Genomic DNA, 21,096 nt, shown 5'->3' on the forward strand with positions numbered 1-21,096 from the left:
AGTACGTGCTTTTCCCTCTGGCCGGCCGGTCGGGGGGTCACCTCTGATCGACCGGGATGTGCAGCACGTGCGTTTCCTCAACGACATCCAGCCCGCCTACGACCTCACCTACGACGACGTCTTCATGGTGCCGAGCCGCAGCGCGGTCGGATCTCGTCAGGGCGTGGACCTCTCCTCACCGGACGGCACGGGCACCACGATCCCGCTGGTCGTCGCCAACATGACCGCCGTCGCCGGCCGCCGGATGGCCGAGACGATGGCCCGCCGCGGCGGACTCGTCGTGATCCCGCAGGACATCCCGATCGACGTCGTCACCGACGTGGTCTCCTGGGTCAAGAGCCGCCACCTGGTGCTGGACACCCCGATCCGGCTCGCCCCGCACCAGACCGTCGCCGACGCCCTCGCCCTGCTGCCCAAGCGGGCGCACAACGCCGGGGTCGTCGTCGACGAGCAGGGCCGTCCCGTCGGTGTCGTCACCGACCAGGACCTCAACGGCGTCGACCGCTTCACCCAGCTCGAGGTCGTCATGTCCCGCGACCTGCTCCTGCTGGACGCCGGAATCGACCCCCGCGAGGCGTTCAACGTCCTCGACGCGGCCAACCGGCGCTACGCCCCGGCCGTCGACGAGGACGGCAAGCTGGCCGGCATCCTCACCCGCCGGGGCGCCCTGCGCGCCACGCTGTACACCCCGGCCACCGACGCCCGCGGCCGGCTGCGGATCGCCGCCGCCGTCGGCATCAACGGCGATGTGGCCGGCAAGGCCAAGCAACTGCTCGACGCGGGCGTGGACACGCTCGTCATCGACACCGCGCACGGCCACCAGGAGTCGATGATCAGCGCGATCCGCACCGTGCGCGCCCTCGACCCGCAGGTGCCGATCGCGGCCGGCAACATCGTCGCCGCCGAGGGCGTCCGGGACCTGATCGAGGCGGGCGCCGACATCATCAAGGTCGGCGTCGGACCGGGCGCCATGTGCACCACCCGCATGATGACCGGCGTGGGCCGGCCGCAGTTCTCCGCGGTGCTGGAGTGCGCGGCCGAGGCGAAGAAGTACGGCAAGCACGTCTGGGCCGACGGCGGTGTCCGCCACCCGCGTGACGTCGCGATGGCCCTGGCGGCCGGCGCGTCCAACGTGATGGTCGGCTCCTGGTTCGCCGGCACCTACGAGTCGCCCGGCGACCTCCAGCAGGACGCGAACGGCCGTCTGTACAAGGAGTCGTTCGGCATGGCGTCGGCGCGTGCCGTGCGCAACCGCACCTCCGAGGAGTCCTCCTACGACCGTGCCCGCAAGGCGCTGTTCGAGGAGGGCATCTCCACCTCCCGGATGTTCCTCGACCCGGCCCGCCCGGGCGTCGAGGACCTGGTCGACTCGATCATCGCGGGCGTCCGCTCCTCCTGCACCTACGCCGGCGCGGGCTCGCTGGAGGAGTTCGCCGAGAAGGCGGTCGTCGGCATCCAGAGCGCGGCCGGCTACGCGGAGGGCAAGCCGCTGCACGCGAGCTGGTAGCGCCCGATGGCCCCGCGGGGGTGTTTTCCGCGGGGCCGCAACGAAAGCGCAGCCTTGTGCGAGGAACGCAACGATCTTGCGTGGATGCGCAAGGTTGCTGCATTACACCCGCTATGCCCCTGCTCATAGGGTCGTGCGCTGTACGTAGCGCGGCGGGGACCCCGCTCGGTGGGTCCCTGCTCGCGCAGGTGTGCCTCCGGTCCCCGTCGCGCCGAGAGCCAGCGACGAAGGAGTCCCCGCGTGCTCGACCAAGGCGCACCCCCGCAGGACCGCACCCAGGCCGCCCCACCGTCCCCCGGGCCGGCCGCCCGTCTGATGCGGCGCAAGCCGGTCGAACGCCTGGTCGCCGAGGGCGGCCACGGCGAGGGAGGCTCCCTGCGGCGCACCCTCGGGCTCTGGCAGCTCACCATGATCAGCATCGGCGCGACGCTCGGCACCGGCATCTTCGTGGTCCTCGGCGAGGCCGTCCCCAAGGCCGGTCCCGCCGTCACCCTGTCGTTCGTGATCGCCGGTCTCACGGCGCTCTTCTCCGCCCTGTCCTACGCCGAGCTGGCCGGCACCATCCCGGTCGCCGGCTCCTCGTACTCGTACGCGTACGCGACGATGGGCGAACTCGTCGCCTGGGTCTGCGGCTGGTGTCTGGTCCTGGAGTACGGCGTCTCGGTCGCCGCCGTGGCCGTCGGCTGGGGCGAGTACCTCAACGAACTGCTCGACGGCACGATCGGCGTCACCATCCCCGACGCGCTGTCGGCGCCGCCCGGGGACGGCGGCGTCTTCAACCTCCCCGCGCTGATCGTCGTCCTGCTCGCCATGGCGTTCCTGCTCGGCGGCGCCCGGGAGTCGGCGCGCGCCAACACCGTCATGGTGGTCGTGAAGATCGCCGCGCTGGTGATGTTCTGCGCGATCGGCGTCCAGGGCCTGCGCTCGGGCAACTACGAGAACTTCATGCCGCTGGGCATGGCGGGCGTCAGCGCCGCCGGGGCCACGCTCTTCTTCTCGTACATCGGCTTCGACGCCGCCTCCACCGCCGGTGAGGAGGCCAAGAACGCCCAGCGCGACCTGCCGCGGGCGATCATGCTGTCCCTGGTCGTCGTGACCGCGCTGTACGTCCTGGTCGCCGCCGTCGCCGTCGGCGCCAAGCCCTGGCAGCGGTTCGGGGACTCCGAGGCCGCGCTCGCCCAGATCATGCGCGAGGTGACCGGCCAGTCCTTCTGGGGCACCCTGCTCGCCTTCTGCGCGGTCATCGCCATCGCCAGCGTCGTCCTGACCGTGCTCTACGGCCAGACCCGCATCCTGTTCGCGATGTCCCGCGACGGCCTGGTGCCCAAGGTGTTCTCGAAGGTCCACCCGAAGACCGGCACGCCCCGCGCCAACACGCTGATCGTCTCCCTGTTCTGCGGGGTGCTGGCCGCCGCGATCCCGCTGGGCCAGCTCGCCGACGCCACCAGCATCGGCACGCTGTTCGCCTTCGCGCTCGTGAACGTGGCCGTCGTGGTGCTGCGCCGCAGCCGTCCCGAGATGCCCCGCACCTTCCGGGTGCCGCTCTCGCCGGTGCTGCCCGCGCTGGGCTTCGCCTTCTGCGTCTGGATGATGGGCAGCCTGTCGGCCGTCACCTGGGTGGTCTTCGGAGTCTGGATGGCGGTCGGGCTCGTGTTCTACTTCGGATACGGCTACCGCCGCTCCCGGCTCGCCGTGACCGCACCGTCCGTAGCATCCGCACCATCCGAGAAGTGATCATCCCACTGTGCTGAACGATCTCGACGAACGCATCGTGCACGCCCTCGCCGAGGACGCCCGCCGCTCCTACGCGGACATCGGCGCCCTGGTGGGCCTGTCCGCCCCCGCCGTGAAACGGCGCGTGGACCGGCTGCGGGCGACCGGCGCCATCACCGGCTTCACCGTACGGGTGGACCCGGCGGCGCTCGGCTGGGAGACCGAGGGGTTCGTCGAGATCTACTGCCGGCGCAACACCTCCCCGGAGACCATCCAGCGGGGTCTGGAGCGCTACCAGGAGGTCGTGGCCGCCTCCACCGTCACCGGGGAGGCGGACGCGGTCGCCCAGGTCTTCGCCTCCGACATGCGCCACTTCGAACGCGTCCTGGAGCGGATCGCGGGGGAGCCCTTCGTGGAGCGCACCAAGTCGGTCCTGGTGCTGTCCCCGCTGCTGAGGCGCTTCTCCTCGGGCTCACCCACCTGACAGGGACTCATCCGGCCGTCTTGCGCGCCAGCGCGTTGTTGCCGATCGAGTTGTGGACGCTGAAGCTCACCGCGTCCGAGCGGTACCGGTCGTCCGACCACTCCACCGGACGCCCCTCGTGGGTGGTCGTCACCCGCCGGACCCGCAGCAGCGGGCTGGTGCGGCGCACGCCGAGCAGTTCGGCGTCCCGTGCCCCCGCCGCGACCGCGTCGATGACGTGCTCGCCGTAGGCGAAGACCAGCCCGGTGTCGTCCAGCAGACGCTGGGTCACCGACGGGCAGTCCGGCTCGATCGGCTCGACGGCGGGGGCGATCCAGCCGGCGTACACGGTCCGCTCCAGCAGCACCGGTTCGCCGTCGAGCCCGCGCACCCGCAGCACATGCAGCACCGGGCTCCCGGTGTCCACCTGGAGGCGTACGGCGTCCTCGGCGCCGGCCGGCCGGTACTCCTGCGCGACCACCATGCCGGTCGCCGCGCGGCCCATCGCGCGCGCCCACTGGGCGAAGCTGCGCAGTTCGGCGAAGCTCTGGCTGCGGCGGCTGGCCAGCACCACCCGGCGGGCGCCCTGCCGAGAGCCGATCAGCCCCTCGGCGGTCAGGGCGGCGACGGCCTGGCGGACCGTGCCGCGCGAGACGCCGTAGCGGGCGGCGAGGTCGGTCTCGGCGGGCAGCAGCGCACCGACCGCGTACTCCTCGCGGCCGATCGCGCGGCGCAGTTCGTCGGCGATCTCCTCGTGTCGCGCCGGCATGCTTCCCCTTCGTGTCGACCACTGTGCACAGTCTGACCAGCGTAGTCGACCCGCGGCGCGACCCGTCTCCGGTCGCAACTGTCCGTGAAATCGGGGCTCAGGGTTTCGCCGGTGTTCATGAAGGGGACACCAGCGGCGTGCGTACTGAGGGCAACTTGTTCAGACAAGTTGTCCTCGTCTCCTGCATTCTCACGCGTCCCCTGGAGAAGCCGTGACCGTGTCCCTGCCGAGAACCGCCGCCCTCGGCGTCGTCGCCGCGCTCGCCCTGAGCGCCTGCGGCGCCGCCCCCGACGACTCCACCACCGCCGACGGCAAGAACGCCGCCACCGCCACCTCCGCCGCCGACTTCGGCGGACTCGACGCCCTGGTGAAGGCGGCGAAGAAGGAAGGCACGCTCAACGCCATCGCGCTGCCCCGCGACTGGGCCAACTACGGCGCCCTCATCGACGGCTTCCAGAAGAAGTACGGCATCAAGATCGAGGTCGAGAACCCGGACGGCTCCAGCCAGGACGAGATCAACGCCGTCACCACCCGCAAGGGCCAGGACCGCGCGCCCGACGTCCTCGACCTCGGCAGCTCCTTCGCGCTGAGCGCCGCCCAGCAGGGCCTGCTCGCGCCGTACAAGGTGGCCGCGTTCGACGACATCCCGGAGGGCCAGAAGGACGCCCGGGGCCGCTGGTACAACGACTACGGCGGCTACATCTCCATAGGCTGCGACGCCAAGCGCGTCAGCTCGTGTCCCACCACCTTCGCCGACCTGCTCAAGCCCCGCTACAAGGGCCAGGTCGCCCTCAACGGCAACCCCACCAAGTCCGGCGCTGCCTTCGGCGGCGTCTACGCGGCCGCGCTCGCAAGCGGTGGCTCCTTCGACGACATCCAGCCCGGCCTCGACTTCTTCGCGAAGCTGAAGAAGAACGGCAACTACACGCCCGTCGAGTCCACCCCGGCCACCGTCGAGAAGGGCGAGACCCCGATCAGCATCGACTGGGACTACCTCAACGCCGGGTACGCGGACGAGTTCAAGAGCAAGGGCGTCGACTGGAAGGTCGCGGTCCCCTCCGACGGGCAGTTCGCCCAGTTCTACTCCCAGGCCGTCAACAAGGACGCCCCGCACCCGGCCGCCGCCCGGCTGTGGCAGGAGTACCTCTACAGCGCCGAGGGCCAGAACCTCTGGCTGGCCGGCTACGCCCGGCCGGTGCTGATGAACGCCCTCGACCAGGCCGGCACCCTCGACAAGGCGGCCGCCGCCAAGCTGCCCCAGGTCTCCGGGACGCCTGAATTCCCGAGCGAGGAGCAGCAGAGCAAGGCCAAGACCGTGCTCGCCCAGGGCTGGGCGAAGGCCGTCTCCGGATGACGGCCACCGCCGTACGGGCCGACACGGCGTCCGCCGCTCCACCGAAGCGGCGGCGCCGGTCCCTCGGCTGGGTCGCCGTCGTCCCGCTGCTCGCCTTCACCGCCCTGGCCTTCGGCCTGCCCGCCCTCGCCATGCTGAACGGCGCGTTCACCGTGGACGACCCGGCCACCGGCGCCAGTACGTACACCGCCGACAACCTCACGGCCTCGCTCCAGGGCGCCTACCTCACCGCCCTGCTCGGCAGCGTCAAGCTGTCCGCCGTCTCGGCGGGCCTCGGCGCGCTCCTCGGGCTGCCGCTCGCCCAGGCCGTGGTCACCTCCCGGTTCCGCGCGCTGCGCGAGGCCGTCCTCACCGCCTCCGGCGTCCTCGCCAACTTCGGCGGGGTTCCGCTGGCCTTCGCGTTCGTCGCCACCCTCGGCAACGCGGGCGTGCTGACCCGGCATCTGGGCCTGACCGACAAGGGCTGGGACCTCTACAGCTTCTGGGGACTGGTCATCGTCTACCTGTACTTCCTGATCCCGCTGATGGTCCTCACCATCACCCCCGCCCTGGAGGGCCTGCGCCCCCAGTGGCGCGAGGCCGCCCAGAACAACGGCGCCACCCCCGCCCAGTACTGGCGGCACGTGGCGCTGCCGGTGCTGCTGCCCTCGCTCCTCGGCGGACTGGTCCTCCTGTTCGGCAGCGCCTTCGCCGCCTACGCCACCGCCGCCGCCATGGTCGGCAGCTCCATCCCGCTGGTCACCCTCCAGATCGCCGACGCGATCTCGGGCAACGTGCTGGTCGGGCAGGAGAACGTGGCGCTCGCCCTCAGCCTCGACATGGTGCTGGTCGCGGGCCTGGTGATGGCCGTCTACCTGCCCCTCCAGCGAAGGAGCGCGCGATGGCTCGCCTGAACCTGTGGCGGTGGGGCGTGCTCGGCCTCGCCGGCCTGTACTTCCTGGTGCCGCTGGCCGCCTCCGTCGTCTTCACCGTCGACGTCCCCGGACAGGGCGTCACCTTCGACGCCTACACCAGGATCTTCGCCACCGAGGGCTTCACCTCCAGCCTGCTGCTCTCCCTGGAGCTGGCCGTCGCGACCATCGCCGTCGTCCTGCTGCTGACCGTGCCCGCCGTGGTCGCGCTGCGGCTCGGCGCGCCCCGGCTGCGGCCGGTCGTGGAGGTGGTCTGCGCGCTGCCGCTGGTCGTGCCGCCGATCGCCTTCGTGGCCGGTATCGGCACGGTCCTGCGCTGGGGCCCCGAGCATTTCTCCCGCACCCCGCTGTTCCAGACCTTCGTGGCCGTCCAGAACCCGGACTTCCCCTTCGTCCTGGTCCTGGCCTACGTCGTGATGGCGCTGCCGTTCGTCTACCGGGCGCTGGACGCGGGCCTGCGCGCCGTCGACGTCCGCACCCTCGTCGAGGCCGCCCGCAGTTGCGGTGCCAACTGGCCGCAGGCGCTGCTGCGGGCGGTCCTGCCCAATCTGCGCGGCGCCCTGCTCAACGCGTCCTTCCTCACGCTGGCCCTGGTGCTCGGCGAGTTCACGGTGGCCCAGTTGCTCGGCTTCCGGCCCTTCGCCGTGTGGATCGTGAACGTCAGCGGCTCGCAGGCCCAGCTCTCCGTCGCGGTGTCCGTGCTCAGCCTGCTCGTGACCTGGCTCCTGCTCCTCGCGCTCGCCGGTGCCGGCGGCCGCACCCGTCCAACCTCCCGGGGATGAACCACCATGACCGTGACGACCGTTCAGAAGGCCGCGACCGTCGAATTCCGCTCCCTGCGCCGTGAGTTCGGGCCGACCGTCGCCCTCGACGGACTCGACCTGACCGTCCGGCCCGGCGAACTCCTCGCCCTCCTCGGCCCGTCCGGCTGCGGCAAGACCACCGCCCTACGGCTGCTCGCCGGCTTCGAACACCCCGACTCCGGCGCGGTGCTGGTCGACGGCGAGGACGTGACCCGGATCCCGGCCCACCGCCGCGACGCCGGGATGGTCTTCCAGTCGTACAGCCTCTTCCCGCATCTCGACGCGCTCGACAACGTGGCCTTCGGGCTGCGGATGCGGAAGGTGCGCACGGCCGAACGGCGGTCCCGCGCCGCCGAGTTGCTGGAGCTGGTCGGCCTCGCCGACAAGGGCGGACGGTTCCCGCACCAGCTCTCCGGCGGCCAGCAGCAGCGCGTCGCCCTGGCCCGCGCCCTCGCCCTGCGGCCCCGCGTCCTGCTCCTGGACGAACCGCTGTCGGCGCTCGACGCCAAGGTCCGCCTCAGCCTGCGCGAGGAGATCCGCCGGCTCCAGCGGGAGCTGGGCATCACCACCCTGTTCGTCACCCACGACCAGGAGGAGGCCCTGTCCATGGCGGACCGGGTCGCCGTGATGCACGCCGGACGCCTCGAACAGTGCGCGGAACCCGCCGAGTTGTACGGCCGGCCCGCGACCGCCTTCGTCGCCGAGTTCGTCGGCACCATGAGCCGGATCCCGGGCCGCACGGCCGGCGGCGAGGTCGAGGTGCTCGGACAGCGGCTGCCCGTCGACGGCCCCCTGCCGGCCGCCGCCGAGGTCGACGTCCTGGTCCGGCCCGAGTCCGTCCAGGTGCGGGCCGACGCCGACGGCGACGCCCTGGTCGTCGCAACGTCCTTCCTGGGCGCGGCCGTTCGCGTCACCGTCCGGCTCGCCGACGGCACCGAGGTCAAGGCCGACCTGCCCGCCCACGAGGCCGCCGGACTCGCCGCGGGCTCCCCGGTCACCGTGTCGCTGCCGCCACGCCCGGTGCTGGTCGCGGACCGCACGGCCTGAACGCCCCCCACCATCCCCCCACACCCGTAGGGAAGAGAGAACCGTGACCCGACTCCCGCTCCAGGCCGTCCTGTTCGACATGGACGGCACGCTCGTCGACACCGAGCGCCTGTGGTGGGAGGCGGTGGAGCAGGTGGCCGGCCGGACGCTGACCGAGGCGGACCGGCCGGACGTGCTCGGCCGCGCGGTCGAGCACACCGCCGGCTGGCTCGCCGCCGCCACCGGCGCCCCGGCCGCCGGACTCGCACGGGCCCTGCACCGCGAGTTCGCCGACCGCGTCCGCACCGGCATCGCCCCCCGCCCCGGCGCCCTCGCCCTGCTCGACGCCCTGGCCCGCGAGGGCGTCCCCACCGCCCTGGTGACCGCCTCCCCGCGCTCGGTCGCCGACACCGTGCTGGCCGCACTCGGCGCCCACCGCTTCGCCGTCTCCGTCACCGCCGACGACACCGCCCGCACCAAGCCCGCCCCCGACCCCTACCTCGCCGCCTGCCGGGCCCTCGGCGTCGACCCGCTGGCCTGTGTCGCCGTCGAGGACACCGAGACCGGGGTCGCCTCCGCCGAGGCGGCCGGCTGCGCGGTCCTCGCCGTGCCCTCCCTGGCCCCCGTCCCGCCGGCGCCCGGCCGGACCCTGCGCACCAGCCTGGAGGGCGTGACCGTCACCGACCTGCGCGCCCTGCCGCCGCACCGGCTGCGGGTGATGACCTGGAACCTCTGGTACGGCGGCACCAAGGTCCGCGACCACCGCGCCAAGCAGCTCAAGGCCATCACGGAGACCGACGTCGACGTGGTCGGCCTCCAGGAGACGTACGGCACCGCCGCCCGGGAACTCGCCGACGCCCTCGGCTGGTACGTCCACGAGGCCGGCGACAACCTGGGCGTGATCAGCCGCTTCCCCGTCACGGCCCGGCTCGGCGACCCCGGCGTCGGCTTCTACGGCGCGGCCGGCGCCCGCGTCCGGATCGCCGAGGGCGTGGAGGCCGACATCTGGACGGCCCATCTGCACTACACGCCGTACGGGCCCTACGAGGCCGCCTTCGACGCGGTGCCGGCCGACGACCTGGTCGCCCACGAGGGGGTGCGGCTCGCGCAGCTCCGGGACGCCCTGGAGCGCATCGACGACAGCGGCCCGGTCGTTCTGGTCGGTGACTTCAACTGCCCCTCCCACCTGGACCGGACCGACGCCCCCTGGCCGGTGACGAAGGCGGCCGAGGCGGCGGGCTTCGCCGACTCCTACCGCGAGGCGCATCCCGACCCCGTCCGGGACCCCGGCCACACCTGGTCCCCGGTGCACGCCGAGCACGAGGACGGCAGCGGCCGCCCCGAGCCCCAGGACCGGATCGACTACGTCCTGCACCGGGGTGGCCTGCGGGTGCTCGACTCCCGGACCTACGTCCGCGGCACACCCCGGCCCTGGCCGGACGTCGAGGACAACGCCTGGCCGTCCGACCACGCGGCGGTGATCACCACGTTCGTCGTGACCGAGAAGTGATCTGGAGTAACCCGTGGCAACCATTGCGGCGCCGACTGATCATCCCGTAGCTTGTGCCGCACTTTGTACTGACTGGTAACCACGGCAGGTGATCCATGCGCTGGCCCATCGGCCGTCCCACCACCGTCCGCACCCGGATCGTGGCGCTCGCACTCGCCCCGGTGGTGGCCCTGATGGCGCTGTGGACCTTCGCCATGGTGTCGGTCACCGCCGATCTGCGCGCCCTGATCCGCCTCCAGGGCGTGTACGAGGACTTCGGCACCCCCGTCGACACCGCCGTCGGACAGATCCAGATCGAGCGGCGGCTGTCGGCCGCCTACCTCGGCGCGTCCCACGACACGGACGCCGCCGGGGAACTCCTCGCCCAGCAGCGGCGCACCGACCGCGCCGTCAGCGCCATGCGCGACGCGATCCAGGACGGCGACCGCAGCCGGCTCTCAGGCACCCAGCGCGAGTCGCTGGAGGCGATGCTCCGGGCCTCCGACGGCCTCGACCCGCTGCGTGACCGGGTGCTCTCCCGCAAGCTCACCTGGGACCGGGCCGTCACCGAGTACGGCGCGATCGTGGAACCCGGCTTCGACGCCGAGTCCGCGCTCACCGCCCTCCAGGCCGGACAGCTCGCCCGCGAGTCCCAGGTCGTCATCGAACTCGTCCGGGTACGGGAGTTCGTCTCCCGCGAGGACGCCCTCGTCGCCGGGGCCCGCGTCGCCGGCACCCTGACCGACCGGCAGTACGACACCCTGACGGCCACCATCGAGGACCGGCGCGTCTTCGAGCACACGTACGTGCCGGACCTGCCGGCCGACTCGCGCGCCCTCTTCGAGACCTTCCAGCGCGGGGAGCTGCACCGCTCGCTGGTCGAGGGCGAGGACGCCCTGCTGCGGGCCGGTCCGGCGCGCGCCGGGAAGGCCGTCGCGGCCGACACCTGGCGCACCACCACCGACCGTGCCGTCAAGCGCTACATGGAGCTGTGCACCCAGGCTGCCGAGAACTCGGCGGCCCGCGGGCGGGACTTCGCCTATGGGGAGCTGACCAAGGCGGCCGTGGCCGGCTTCGTCGGACTGGCCGCCGTCGGCCTGTCGCTGTGGTTCTCGGTGCGCGGCGCCCGGCGCATCTCGCGCCGCCTGGAGACCCTGCGGGACGACGCCGACCTGCTCGCCACCCGCCAACTCCCCGACGTGATGCGGCGGCTGAGCGCCGGTGACGACGTGGACGCCGTCGCCGAGGCACCGCCGCTGGCCGCCGAGGAGGGCGAGGCCGACGAGATCGACCAGGTCGGCCGCTCCTTCAACAGCGCCCGCCTGGCCGCCGTCGAGGCCGCCGTCACCCAGGCCACCCTGCGCCGCGGTCTGTTCGCGGTGCTCCTCAACATCGCCCGCCGCAACCAGGCGCTGGTCCACCGCCAGCTCAAGCTCGTCGACACCCTGGAACGGCGTACCGACGACCCGGAGATCCTCGGCCAGCTCTTCGGGATCGACCATCTGACCACCCGGATGCGCCGCCACGCCGAGAGCCTGATCATCCTGTCCGGCGCGGTCCCCGGGCGCCGGTGGCGGCGCCCCGTGCCGGTCGCGGACGTGGTGTCCTCCGCGGTGGGCGAGATCGAGGACTACACCCGGGTCGTCGTCCCGCCGATGCCGGAGATCGGTGTCGCCGCCGACGCCGTGGCCGACGTGGTCCACCTGATCGCCGAACTGCTGGAGAACGCCACGGTGTTCTCCCCGCCGCACACCCAGGTCACCGTGCGGACCGGGCGGGTGTCGGGCGGCTTCGTCGTGGAGATCGACGACCGGGGCCTCGGCCTCGACCCCGACCAGCTCGCCGACGCCCAGCGCACGCTCACCGACCCGGACGCCTTCGACCCGACCCGGCACGACCGGCTCGGCCTCTACGTCGTCGGACGCCTCGCGGCACGCCACGACATCCAGGTCACCCTGCGCGACTCGCCCTACGGCGGCACGACCGCGGTGGTGCTCCTCCCGTCGACGGTCCTGGCCCCGGTGACCCCGCCCGGCCCGGACCCGGCCGCACCCGCGGACGACACGGCGCCCGAGGACACCCGGACACCCCGCCGCGCCGTCCCGGAGACCCGGACCCCGGACCCCGCCCACCCGGCGGACCGCAGTGCCGACGCCCGCGATGTGGCGGAATCAGCGGCCGAGGACGCCCGGACGTCGCGCGGCCCCGTCGCGGGGGCCCGTACCTGGGACACTGGCAGCTCGACGGACCGCAGCGCCGAGGCCCGCGACGTGGCGGAATCAGTGGCCGAGGACGCCCGGACGTCGCGCGGCCCCGTCGCGGGGGCCCGTACCCCGGACACCGGCCGCCCGGCGAACCGCACCGGCGAGGCCGTGGCGGACCCGGCGGACGACCGTGTCCCGGCTCCCCGCGTCGCCGGGTCCGGCCCGGCGGAGCCGGCGGCCGACCACGATCGCGCCCCCGGGCCGCTCCCGGACGGAGTCCGGGCGGACGACCCGGCAGCCGGGCACGACAGGGTCCGCGGGCCCGCGGGAGCGGCGGGGGCCGAGGCGTTCGCGAAGTCGCCCGGGGCGGCGGGGCCGGCGGCACCCGAGGGCGCGGCGGAGTCCCCGGGCTCCGCGGGGTCGGCGGCGCCCCCGGCGTCCGCGCTGCCCCGGCGTGTCCGCCAGGCGTCCCTGGCCGCGCCGCTGCGCGACGAGCCGCCGGCCCGGGACACCGCGCCCGAGCGGGAGGTCGACGCCGAGGAGATGCGGGCCGTCTTCGGCTCCTTCCAGCGAGGTCTGGAACGCGGCCGCCAGGGCCTGCCCACGCGGACAGACGGCGACGAAGGCACGGAGGCCGACCATGCACAGTGACGACCAGACCCCCGAGCCCGTGGCACCCGCCGCCGACACCCCCGGCGCACCCGGCACGGGCCTCGGCTGGCTCCTCGACGACCTCGTCGCCCGGACCGACCATGTCCGCCACGCCGTCCTCCTCACCGCCGACGGCCTGCCCCTGAGCCACTCGGAGGGGATGCCGGGACGGGACATCGAGCACCTGGCCGCCGTCTGCTCCGGCTTCCACAGCCTGGCCCGCTCGGCGGGCGAGCGCTTCGAGGCGGGCGAGGTCCGGCAGACGATGGTGATGCTGGAGGAGGCGTACCTCTTCATCACCCCGGCCGGCGACGGCAGCCGGCTCGCCGTGCTCAGCGACGTGCGCACCGACGTCGGACAGCTCGCCCACGAGACGGCCCTGCTGGTCCGTCGGCTGGGCAGCCATCTGGACGCCGCCGCGCGCACGGCCACCTGACCCGGCTGTGACGGACCACTGGTACGAGGACGAGACCGGGCCGATGGTGCGCCCCTACACCGTCACCCGCGGCCGCACCCGGCCCTCGGGACGGCACACCATCGACCTGATGTCCTGGGTCACCGCCCTGGACGCGGAGCCGTCCGGCCCCGAGGTCGACCACGCCGGCAGCGCCCTGCTCGACCTGGTGCGCCGCGGTGCCCGCCCGGTCGTCGAGCTGGCCGCGGACGCCGACCTGCCGCTCACCGTCGTCCGCGTGCTGCTCGGCGACCTGGCCGAGGCCGGCCTCGTGCGCATCGACGCGCCGCGCCGGGTCCTGCCCCCGGGTCTGAAGGCGGACCCGGGCCTGCTCCAGGAGATCGTCGACCGGCTGCGCGAACTCTGAAATCCGCTGGGCAGCGGCGGCCCGGCTGTCTACCATCGAAGACATGACCTGGCGACATTGATCCTCACCCGCACCCCGACACCCCGCCGCGACCGGAGTCCGGCGGCTCACCGGCACGCTCTACGGCTACGCGTTCCTCGACGAGTTCGTGCTGCTGTACCCGGTGTACGCGCTGCTGTTCGCCGACACCGGCCTGTCCGTCTGGCAGATCTCCTCGCTGTTCGTCCTGTGGTCGGCGACCGGCGTCCTGCTGGAGGTTCCCTCCGGCGCCTGGGCGGACGCCTTCTCCCGCCGCGCCCTGCTGTGGCTCGGCCCGCTGCTGGGCGCCGTCGGCTTCGCGCTGTGGGTGCTCGTCCCCTCGTACGGGGCGTTCGCGGCCGGGTTCGTCCTGTGGGGCGTGCGCGGCGCGCTCGGCTCCGGTGCGCTGGAGGCACTCGTCTACGAGGAGCTGGAGCGGCTCGGCGCCGCCCACCGGTACGCCCGGGTGATGGGCCGCGCCCACGCCGTCGGACAGGCCGCCGCGATGGCCGCCATGGGCCTGGCCGGGCCGCTCTTCGCCGCCCACGGCTACCCGGCGGTCGGTGCCGCCAGCGTGCTGGCCTGTCTGCTGTGCGCCGCGACCGCGACCCGCTTCCCCGAACACCGCGTCCCGGCCGACGGTACCGACGGCACCGAGGGCCCCGGCTGGGCGGCGACCCTGCGCGCCGGGCTCGGCGAGGCCCACCGGGACCGCTCGGTGCGGGGCGCGCTGCTGCTGGTGCCGGCCGTCTCCGCGGTCTGGGGCGCCCTGGACGAGTACACACCGCTGCTGGTCCGTGACACCGGCGTCGCCGACGCGACCGTCCCCTACCTCCTCATGCTGCTCTGGGCCGGGGTCACCGCCGGCAGTCTGCTCGCCGGGCCCGCCGAGCGGCTGGGCCGCACCGGGTTCGCCGTCCTGCTCGCCCTCTCTGCGCTCGCCCTCGCCGCGGGCGCGGCCACCGGCATCCCGGCCGGTATCGCGCTCGTCGCCCTCGCCTTCGGCGGGTTCCAGCTCGCGACCGTCCTGGCCGACGTCCGGCTCCAGCACCGCATCGAGGACGGCGCCCGCGCCACCCTCACCTCGGTGGCGAGCCTGGGCACCGAGGCCGTCACCATCGGCGTGTACGCCGCCTACGCGGCCCTCGCCGGCCTCGGCGGCCATGCCGCGGCCTTCGCGCTGTGCGCGGTTCCGTACCTGGGCACAGCCGTGGTGACGGCCTCGGCGAGGAGAAAGTGACGGCCCCCACAGAACCCCGCGATCAGGGCGCGCAACGAATCGCCGCCGGGCGCCCCGGGCACGCAACGTTCCGCTCACCGGCGCGCAACGGCTCCTTCTTGTCCGGCTCACGCCGCCGCCGTACCTTCGAAACAACCCCCCGAATCCCCGTCCCGGTGAGGATCCCGCATGCGCACCGCCCTGCTCCAGAGCTCCGGCCGCCCCGGCTCCGTCGTCGAGAACCTCAAGGTCCTCGACGAGGCCGCGGGCCGGGCCGCCGCCGCGGGCGCCGCGCTGCTCGTCACACCGGAGATGTTCCTCACCGGCTACGCGATCGGCGACGGCATCGGCCGCCTCGCCGAGCCCGCCGACGGCGACTCCGCCGACGCGGTCGCCGAGCTGGCCGCCCGGCACGGCCTGGCGATCGCCTACGGCTACCCGGAGCGCGCCGGTGACGTCGTGCACAACTCCGTCCAGCTCGTCTCCGACGGCGGCGACCGGCTCGCGAACTACCGCAAGACCCACCTCTTCGGCTGCTTCGAGCGCGACCACTTCACCCCGGGCACCGAGCCGGTCGTCCAGGCCACCCTCGGCGGCCTCACCGTCGGCCTGCTGATCTGCTACGACGTCGAGTTCCCGGAGAACGTCCGCGGCCACGCCCTGGCCGGCACCGACCTCCTGCTCGTGCCGACCGCGCAGATGCACCCGTACCAGTTCGTCGCCGAGTCGATGATCCCGGTGCGCGCCTTCGAGAACCAGATGTACGTGGCGTACGTCAACCGGGTCGGCCCGGAGGGCGAGTTCGAGTTCGTCGGGCTCTCCACGCTGGCCGGTCCCGACGGGATCGCCCGGACCCGCGCCGGACGCGGCGAGGACCTGGTGTTCGCCGACGCCGACCCCGAGGCCCTGGCCGCCTCCCGCGCGGCCAACCCGTATCTGCTCGACCGCCGCCCCGGCCTCTACGGGTCCCTGGTCTGACCCCCGCCCGCCCCGCCCCCACCCCCCGCTCATCTTTGCCGCAAGGAGTCCGTACCCCATGACGTCCATGGTGCCCAACGCCGTCGAGCACACCGACGAGCAGCAGCCGCCGATCACCATGTTCGGCCCGGACTTCCCGTACGCCTACGACGACTTCCTCGCCCATCCGGCGGGGCTCGGCCAGGTCCCGGCGACCGAGCACGGCACCGAGGTCGCCGTCATCGGCGGCGGACTCTCCGGTGTCATCGCCGCCTACGAACTGATGAAGATGGGCCTCAAGCCCGTCGTCTACGAGGCCGACAAGATCGGCGGACGGCTGCGCACGGTGGGCTTCGAGGGCTGCGACCCCTCGCTCACCGCCGAGATGGGCGCGATGCGCTTCCCGCCGTCCTCCACGGCGCTCCAGCACTACATCGACCTGGTGGGTCTCGAGACCAGCCCGTTCCCCAACCCGCTCGCCGAGACCACCCCGTCGACGGTGGTCGACCTCAAGGGCGAGTCGCACTACGCCGAGACGGTCGAGGACCTTCCGCAGGTCTACCGTGACGTCGCCGCGGCCTGGAACAAGTGCCTGGAGGACGGCGCCGACTTCTCCGACATGAACCAGGCCATGCGCGAGCGGGACGTGCCCCGGATCCGCGAGATCTGGGCGAAGCTGGTCGAGAAGCTCGACAACCAGACCTTCTACGGCTTCCTCTGCGACTCCGAGGCGTTCCAGTCCTTCCGGCACCGCGAGATCTTCGGCCAGGTCGGCTTCGGCACCGGCGGCTGGGACACCGACTTCCCCAACTCCATCCTGGAGATCCTGCGGGTCGTCTACACCGAGGCCGACGACCACCACCGCGGGATCGTCGGCGGCTCCCAGCAGTTGCCGGTGCGGCTGTGGGAGCGGGCGCCGCAGAAGATCGTCCACTGGGCGCAGGGCACCTCCCTGGCGAGCCTGCACACGGACGGCGCGCCCCGCCCGGCCGTGACCCGGCTGCACCGCACCGCCGGCAACGCGATCACCGTGACGGACGCCGACGGCGACATCCGCACCTACAGGGCGGCGATCTTCACCGCCCAGTCCTGGATGCTGCTGTCGAAGATCGCCTGCGACGACTCGCTCTTCCCGATCGACCACTGGACGGCGATCGAGCGCACCCACTACATGGAGTCCAGCAAGCTCTTCGTGCCCGTCGACCGGCCGTTCTGGCTCGACAAGGACGAGGAGACCGGCCGGGACGTCATGTCGATGACGCTCACCGACCGTATGACGCGCGGGACTTACCTGCTGGACGACGGCCCCGACAAGCCGGCCGTGATCTGTCTGTCGTACACCTGGTGCGACGACAGCCTCAAGTGGCTGCCGCTGTCCGCGAACGAGCGGATGGAGGTCATGCTGAAGTCGCTCGGCGAGATCTATCCCAAGGTCGACATCCGCAAGCACATCATCGGCAACCCGGTGACGGTGTCCTGGGAGAACGAGCCTTATTTCATGGGCGCGTTCAAGGCCAACCTGCCCGGCCACTACCGCTACCAGCGGCGTCTGTTCACGCACTTCATGCAGGACCGGCTGCCCGAGGACAAGCGGGGCATCTTCCTGGCCGGCGACGACATCTCCTGGACGGCCGGCTGGGCCGAGGGTGCCGTGCAGACCGCGCTGAACGCCGTCTGGGGCGTCATGCACCACTTCGGCGGCACGACCGACGCCACCAACCCGGGCCCCGGTGACGTGTACGACGAGATCGCGCCCGTCGAACTCCCCGAGGACTGACCGGGGTTCAGCGGGTCGACCTCACAGGGGCGTGAGCAGCATGCGCCCCGCGAAGCCGACCGCCGTGTCCAGGCGGTCGGTGAACTCCCGGGCCACGTCCGGGAGTCCGCGCAGCGCCCAGAGCGCCCGGGCCGCCGTCCAGGTGGCGTCCCGGGCCCGCTCCAGGCTCCAGGCGCCGAGCAGATGGGTCAGCGGGTCGGCGATCTGGAGGAGATCGGGGCCCGGCATCAACTCCTCGCGGATGCGCTCCTCCAGCGCGACGAGGACATCGCCCACCCGCTCGTAGTCGTCCTCCAGATCACCCGGTTCGCAGCCGAGGCTACGACAGGCGTCCACGACGGCCAGCGCCAGATCGTGCCCGATGTGCGCGTTGATGCCCGCCAGCGCGAACTGAAGCGGCCGTACCCCGGGATGGCGGCGCATCTGGACGAGCGGACGCCAGCAGGCGGGCGGACGCCCGTCCCCCAGGGCCGCGTCGACGGCCGCGAGGTAGCGCTCCGCGAACCGCACGTCCAGGGTGGCCGTGGCCCGCGCGTCCCCGAACCGGCCGGTGTCGATCCGCCGGTCCACCTCCAGGGTCACGGCGAGATAGACGCGGTTGAAGACGGCGATCCCGTCGTGCGGCGGCAGTTCCGCGTCCAGGACGCGCATCCGGGCGAGGACGTCGTCGACCGCCGTGTCCACAGGCGTCTCGACGGAAGTGGTGAACTGTTCCGATCGCGGCATGGGGGAAGGGTGACAGCCCTAGGCTGGCCCGCGCGTCGGCGGGCCGGAGGCTTCCCCGGAACGGGGGAACGAGTCCGTCGCGCGGGAGGGGAACGGCACGGTGCGAGGCTCAGTTGTGCGACGGGCGGGCCGCCGCGGGGCGATGGTGGTGGCCGCCTCGGCGGTGGTGGCGGTGGCCTCCGCGGCGGGGACGATGACCGCGCTCGGCGAGGACGGGGCGGACGACCGGCGGGCGGCGCGGCACGACGCCCCGCGGACCGATCCGTCGGCGGCGGGGTCGGCCGGGTCGCCGCTCCCGTCCCCGTCCGTCTCCTCGGCGACACCGAGCGGGTCGCCGTCACCGAGCGCCTCGCCCAGCCCCTCGGCGACCCGGAAGCCGCGGGCGGCGGCCGCCCCCGCCCGGCTCTACCACCATCCCGAGTCCCAGGTCCTCGACTGGGTCCGCGACCACCCGGACGACCCGCGCCGCGCGGTCGTCGAGTCGCGGATCGCGAGCCGTCCCGCGGCGGTGTGGTTCGCCGACTACGCGCCCGAGACCCTGACGTCACGGGTGCGGGCGGTCACCTCGGGCGCCGCCGCCCAGGGCCGGGTGCCGGTCCTGGTGGCGTACGCGATCCCGGACCGGGACTGCGGCGGTGCCTCCGAGGGCGGGGCGCCCGATCTCGACGCCTACGCCGGCTGGATCGACCGGTTCGCGGCGGGCCTCGGCTCGCGCGAGACCATAGTGATCCTGGAGCCCGACTCGATCGCCCAGACCGGCTGCCTCTCGGCGGACCGCAGGGACGCCCGGCTCGCCGCGCTGGCCCGTGCGGGACGGGTCCTGCGCGCTGCCAACCCGAAGGCGCGCGTCTACTACGACGCCGGGCACTCCCACTGGAACAGCCCCGCCCATCAGGCGGCGCTGCTCCGGCAGGCCGGCGCGGCCTCCTCGGCGGGCGTCTTCAGCAACGTCTCCAACTTCCGCCGCACCGCCGACGAGATCGTCTACGACCGTCAGGTCCTCGATCTGCTCGGCGGGCCGCCCGGACTCGGGGCGGTCGTCGACACCAGCCGCAACGGCAACGGCGCGCCCGCCGACGGCGAGTGGTGCGACCCGGACGGCCGCACGATCGGCCGCGCCCCCACCCTCGACACCGGCGAGCCCCGCATCGACGGCTATCTGTGGGTGAAGCTGCCGGGGGAGTCCGACGGCTGCAAGGGCGCGGCGGGCGAGTTCAGCCCGGCGTACGCCTACGAGCTGGCGTCGTCGTCGTAGGAGCTGGTGCCCTCGTCCAGCAGGGGCCGCTGGGTCTTGAGGTGGGCGGGGGCGAAGGCGCGCAGGGCGTGGTAGCCGATGATCACGACCAGGGTGCCCAGGGCGATACCGCTGAGCGAGAAGGTGTCCGTGAACTCCATGGTCACGTTCCCGACACCGATGATGATGCCGGCGGCGGCCGGCACCAGGTTCAGCGGGTTGCGCAGGTCGACGCCGGCGTTCAGCCAGATCTGGGCGCCGAGCAGGCCGATCATGCCGTAGAGGATGACGGTGATGCCGCCGAGGACCCCGCCGGGGATCGCGGCGACGACCGCGCCGAACTTGGGGCACAGGCCGAAGAGCAGCGCGAAGCAGGCGGCGGCCCAGTAGGCGGCCGTGGAGTAGACGCGGGTCGCGGCCATCACACCGATGTTCTCGGAGTAGGTGGTGTTGGGCGGGCCGCCGACCGCGGTGGAGAGCATGGAGCCGACGCCGTCGGCGGAGATCGCGGTGCCCAGCTTGTCGTCCAGCGGGTCGCCGGTCATCTCGCCGACCGCCTTGACATGGCCCGCGTTCTCGGCGACCAGCGCGATCACCACGGGCAGCGCGACGAGGATCGCCGACCACTCGAAGGACGGGCCGTGGAAGTGCGGCAGCCCGATCCAGTCGGCCTGTCCCACGCCGGACAGGTCCAGCCGCCAGTGGTCGGTGACCTTGCCGCTCGCGTCGGCGGAGTGGATCCGGCCGAAGATCCGGTCGAACGCCCAGGAGACCGCGTATCCGAAGACCAGGCCCAGGAAGATCGCGATCCGCGACCAGAAACCGCGCAGACAGACGACGGCCAGCGCGGTGAACGCCATCACCAGCAGGGCCGTCCACTGGTCCTGCGGCCAGTAGGTGGAGGCGGTGACCGGGGCGAGGTTGAAGCCGATCAGCATGACGACCGCGCCGGTCACGATCGGCGGCATCGCCGCGTGGATGATCCGCGCCCCGAAGCGCTGGACGGCCAGCCCGACCGCGAACAGCGCCACACCGACCACGAACACCGCGCCGGTGACGGTGGCGCTGGTGCCGCCCTGGGCCCGGATCACCGCGGCCACGCCCACGAACGACAGGGAGCACCCGAGGTAGCTGGGCACCCGGCCGCGGGTGGCCAGCAGGAAGATCGCGGTCGCGACGCCCGACATCATGATCGCCAGGTTCGGGTCGAGACCCATCAGGACCGGCGCGACGAAGGACGCTCCGAACATCGCCACCACGTGCTGGGCGCCGAGCCCGACCGTGCGGGGCCAGGAGAGCCGCTCGTCGGGGCGGACCACCGCCCCGGGCGCCGGGGTGCGTCCGTCGCCGTGCAGTGTCCAGCGGACGCCAAGATCCATGGTGCGGTTCGCTTTCGCTCGTGCGGATGTGCCGGACCATTCTCGGGGCAATCCGGAGGGTGAGCGACCGCTTAG

The 21,096-nt window shown here is 73.1% G+C and carries 18 protein-coding genes; 15 read left to right on the forward strand and 3 right to left on the reverse strand.

Going from position 1 to position 21,096, the window contains the following annotated elements; translation table 11 throughout:
• The first annotated feature begins 67 nt into the window (after positions 1 to 67).
• From G6W55_RS28215 to G6W55_RS28225, 3 genes are all read left to right on the forward strand, one after another.
• The gene (locus tag G6W55_RS28215) at positions 68 to 1,507 is read left to right on the forward strand and encodes a GuaB1 family IMP dehydrogenase-related protein (protein WP_175523632.1); all 1,440 of its coding nucleotides are present in this window, start codon (positions 68 to 70) and stop codon (positions 1,505 to 1,507) included.
• A gap of 240 nt (positions 1,508 to 1,747) precedes the next feature.
• Positions 1,748 to 3,241, forward strand: a complete 1,494-nt coding sequence (locus G6W55_RS28220) for an amino acid permease (protein ID WP_175523610.1) — start codon at positions 1,748 to 1,750, stop codon at positions 3,239 to 3,241.
• A 10-nt stretch (positions 3,242 to 3,251) separates the two neighbouring features.
• On the forward strand, positions 3,252 to 3,704 hold the full coding sequence (locus tag G6W55_RS28225; protein ID WP_030785806.1) for an Lrp/AsnC family transcriptional regulator: 453 nt from the start codon (positions 3,252 to 3,254) through the stop codon (positions 3,702 to 3,704).
• 7 nt (positions 3,705 to 3,711) lie between these two features.
• On the opposite strand, the gene G6W55_RS28230 is transcribed toward G6W55_RS28225, so the two are convergent.
• A complete protein-coding gene (locus G6W55_RS28230; protein WP_175523611.1) occupies positions 3,712 to 4,452 on the reverse strand; it encodes a GntR family transcriptional regulator in 741 nt (246 codons plus the stop codon).
• A gap of 211 nt (positions 4,453 to 4,663) precedes the next feature.
• Between G6W55_RS28230 and G6W55_RS28235 the strand changes: the two genes are divergently transcribed.
• From G6W55_RS28235 to G6W55_RS28285, 11 genes are all read left to right on the forward strand, one after another.
• Complete coding sequence (locus G6W55_RS28235; RefSeq protein ID WP_175523612.1) at positions 4,664 to 5,806, forward strand: ABC transporter substrate-binding protein; 1,143 nt, start codon at positions 4,664 to 4,666, stop codon at positions 5,804 to 5,806.
• Complete coding sequence (locus tag G6W55_RS28240) at positions 5,803 to 6,699, forward strand: ABC transporter permease subunit (RefSeq protein ID WP_175523613.1); 897 nt, start codon at positions 5,803 to 5,805, stop codon at positions 6,697 to 6,699. Before G6W55_RS28235 ends, G6W55_RS28240 begins: the two co-directional genes overlap by 4 nt.
• The gene (locus tag G6W55_RS28245) at positions 6,687 to 7,499 is read left to right on the forward strand and encodes an ABC transporter permease (RefSeq protein ID WP_175523614.1); all 813 of its coding nucleotides are present in this window, start codon (positions 6,687 to 6,689) and stop codon (positions 7,497 to 7,499) included. The genes G6W55_RS28240 and G6W55_RS28245 overlap by 13 nt, the downstream gene beginning before the upstream one ends.
• 6 nt (positions 7,500 to 7,505) lie before the next feature.
• Positions 7,506 to 8,567 (forward strand): ABC transporter ATP-binding protein, encoded by a 1,062-nt coding sequence (locus G6W55_RS28250; protein ID WP_175523615.1) that lies wholly within the window; start codon positions 7,506 to 7,508, stop codon positions 8,565 to 8,567.
• A gap of 43 nt (positions 8,568 to 8,610) precedes the next feature.
• Positions 8,611 to 10,056 (forward strand): HAD-IA family hydrolase, encoded by a 1,446-nt coding sequence (locus G6W55_RS28255; RefSeq protein WP_175523616.1) that lies wholly within the window; start codon positions 8,611 to 8,613, stop codon positions 10,054 to 10,056.
• 95 nt (positions 10,057 to 10,151) lie between these two features.
• A complete protein-coding gene (locus G6W55_RS28260) occupies positions 10,152 to 12,890 on the forward strand; it encodes a nitrate- and nitrite sensing domain-containing protein (RefSeq protein WP_175523617.1) in 2,739 nt (912 codons plus the stop codon).
• A complete protein-coding gene (locus G6W55_RS28265; protein WP_175523618.1) occupies positions 12,880 to 13,326 on the forward strand; it encodes a roadblock/LC7 domain-containing protein in 447 nt (148 codons plus the stop codon). The genes G6W55_RS28260 and G6W55_RS28265 overlap by 11 nt, the downstream gene beginning before the upstream one ends.
• Before the next feature lie 7 nt (positions 13,327 to 13,333).
• Complete coding sequence (locus G6W55_RS28270; protein WP_309243835.1) at positions 13,334 to 13,711, forward strand: DUF742 domain-containing protein; 378 nt, start codon at positions 13,334 to 13,336, stop codon at positions 13,709 to 13,711.
• Between the two features lie 148 nt (positions 13,712 to 13,859).
• Entirely contained in the window at positions 13,860 to 14,969 is a 1,110-nt protein-coding gene (locus G6W55_RS28275) for an MFS transporter (protein WP_175523619.1), read from the forward strand.
• A 168-nt stretch (positions 14,970 to 15,137) separates the two neighbouring features.
• Positions 15,138 to 15,926, forward strand: coding sequence for a carbon-nitrogen hydrolase family protein (locus tag G6W55_RS28280; protein WP_175523620.1), 789 nt, complete (start codon positions 15,138 to 15,140; stop codon positions 15,924 to 15,926).
• A gap of 58 nt (positions 15,927 to 15,984) precedes the next feature.
• Positions 15,985 to 17,682 (forward strand): NAD(P)/FAD-dependent oxidoreductase, encoded by a 1,698-nt coding sequence (locus G6W55_RS28285; protein WP_175523621.1) that lies wholly within the window; start codon positions 15,985 to 15,987, stop codon positions 17,680 to 17,682.
• A 21-nt stretch (positions 17,683 to 17,703) separates the two neighbouring features.
• On the opposite strand, the gene G6W55_RS28290 is transcribed toward G6W55_RS28285, so the two are convergent.
• The gene (locus tag G6W55_RS28290; protein WP_175523622.1) at positions 17,704 to 18,408 is read right to left on the reverse strand and encodes a DUF5995 family protein; all 705 of its coding nucleotides are present in this window, start codon (positions 18,406 to 18,408) and stop codon (positions 17,704 to 17,706) included.
• A 142-nt stretch (positions 18,409 to 18,550) separates the two neighbouring features.
• Here G6W55_RS28290 and G6W55_RS28295 point away from each other — a divergent pair, with 142 nt between their 5' ends.
• Positions 18,551 to 19,663: a glycoside hydrolase family 6 protein gene (locus G6W55_RS28295; protein WP_175523634.1), complete on the forward strand. Its 1,113-nt coding sequence runs from the start codon at positions 18,551 to 18,553 to the stop codon at positions 19,661 to 19,663.
• Here G6W55_RS28295 and G6W55_RS28300 read toward each other — a convergent pair.
• Complete coding sequence (locus G6W55_RS28300) at positions 19,639 to 21,021, reverse strand: uracil-xanthine permease family protein (RefSeq protein WP_175523623.1); 1,383 nt, start codon at positions 21,019 to 21,021, stop codon at positions 19,639 to 19,641. The two genes, G6W55_RS28295 and G6W55_RS28300, sit on opposite strands and share 25 nt — an antisense overlap.
• Positions 21,022 to 21,096: the final 75 nt, after the last annotated feature.

This window comes from Streptomyces sp. CAI-85, from assembly GCF_013363615.1.
GTDB lineage: Bacteria > Actinomycetota > Actinomycetes > Streptomycetales > Streptomycetaceae > Streptomyces > Streptomyces antibioticus_B.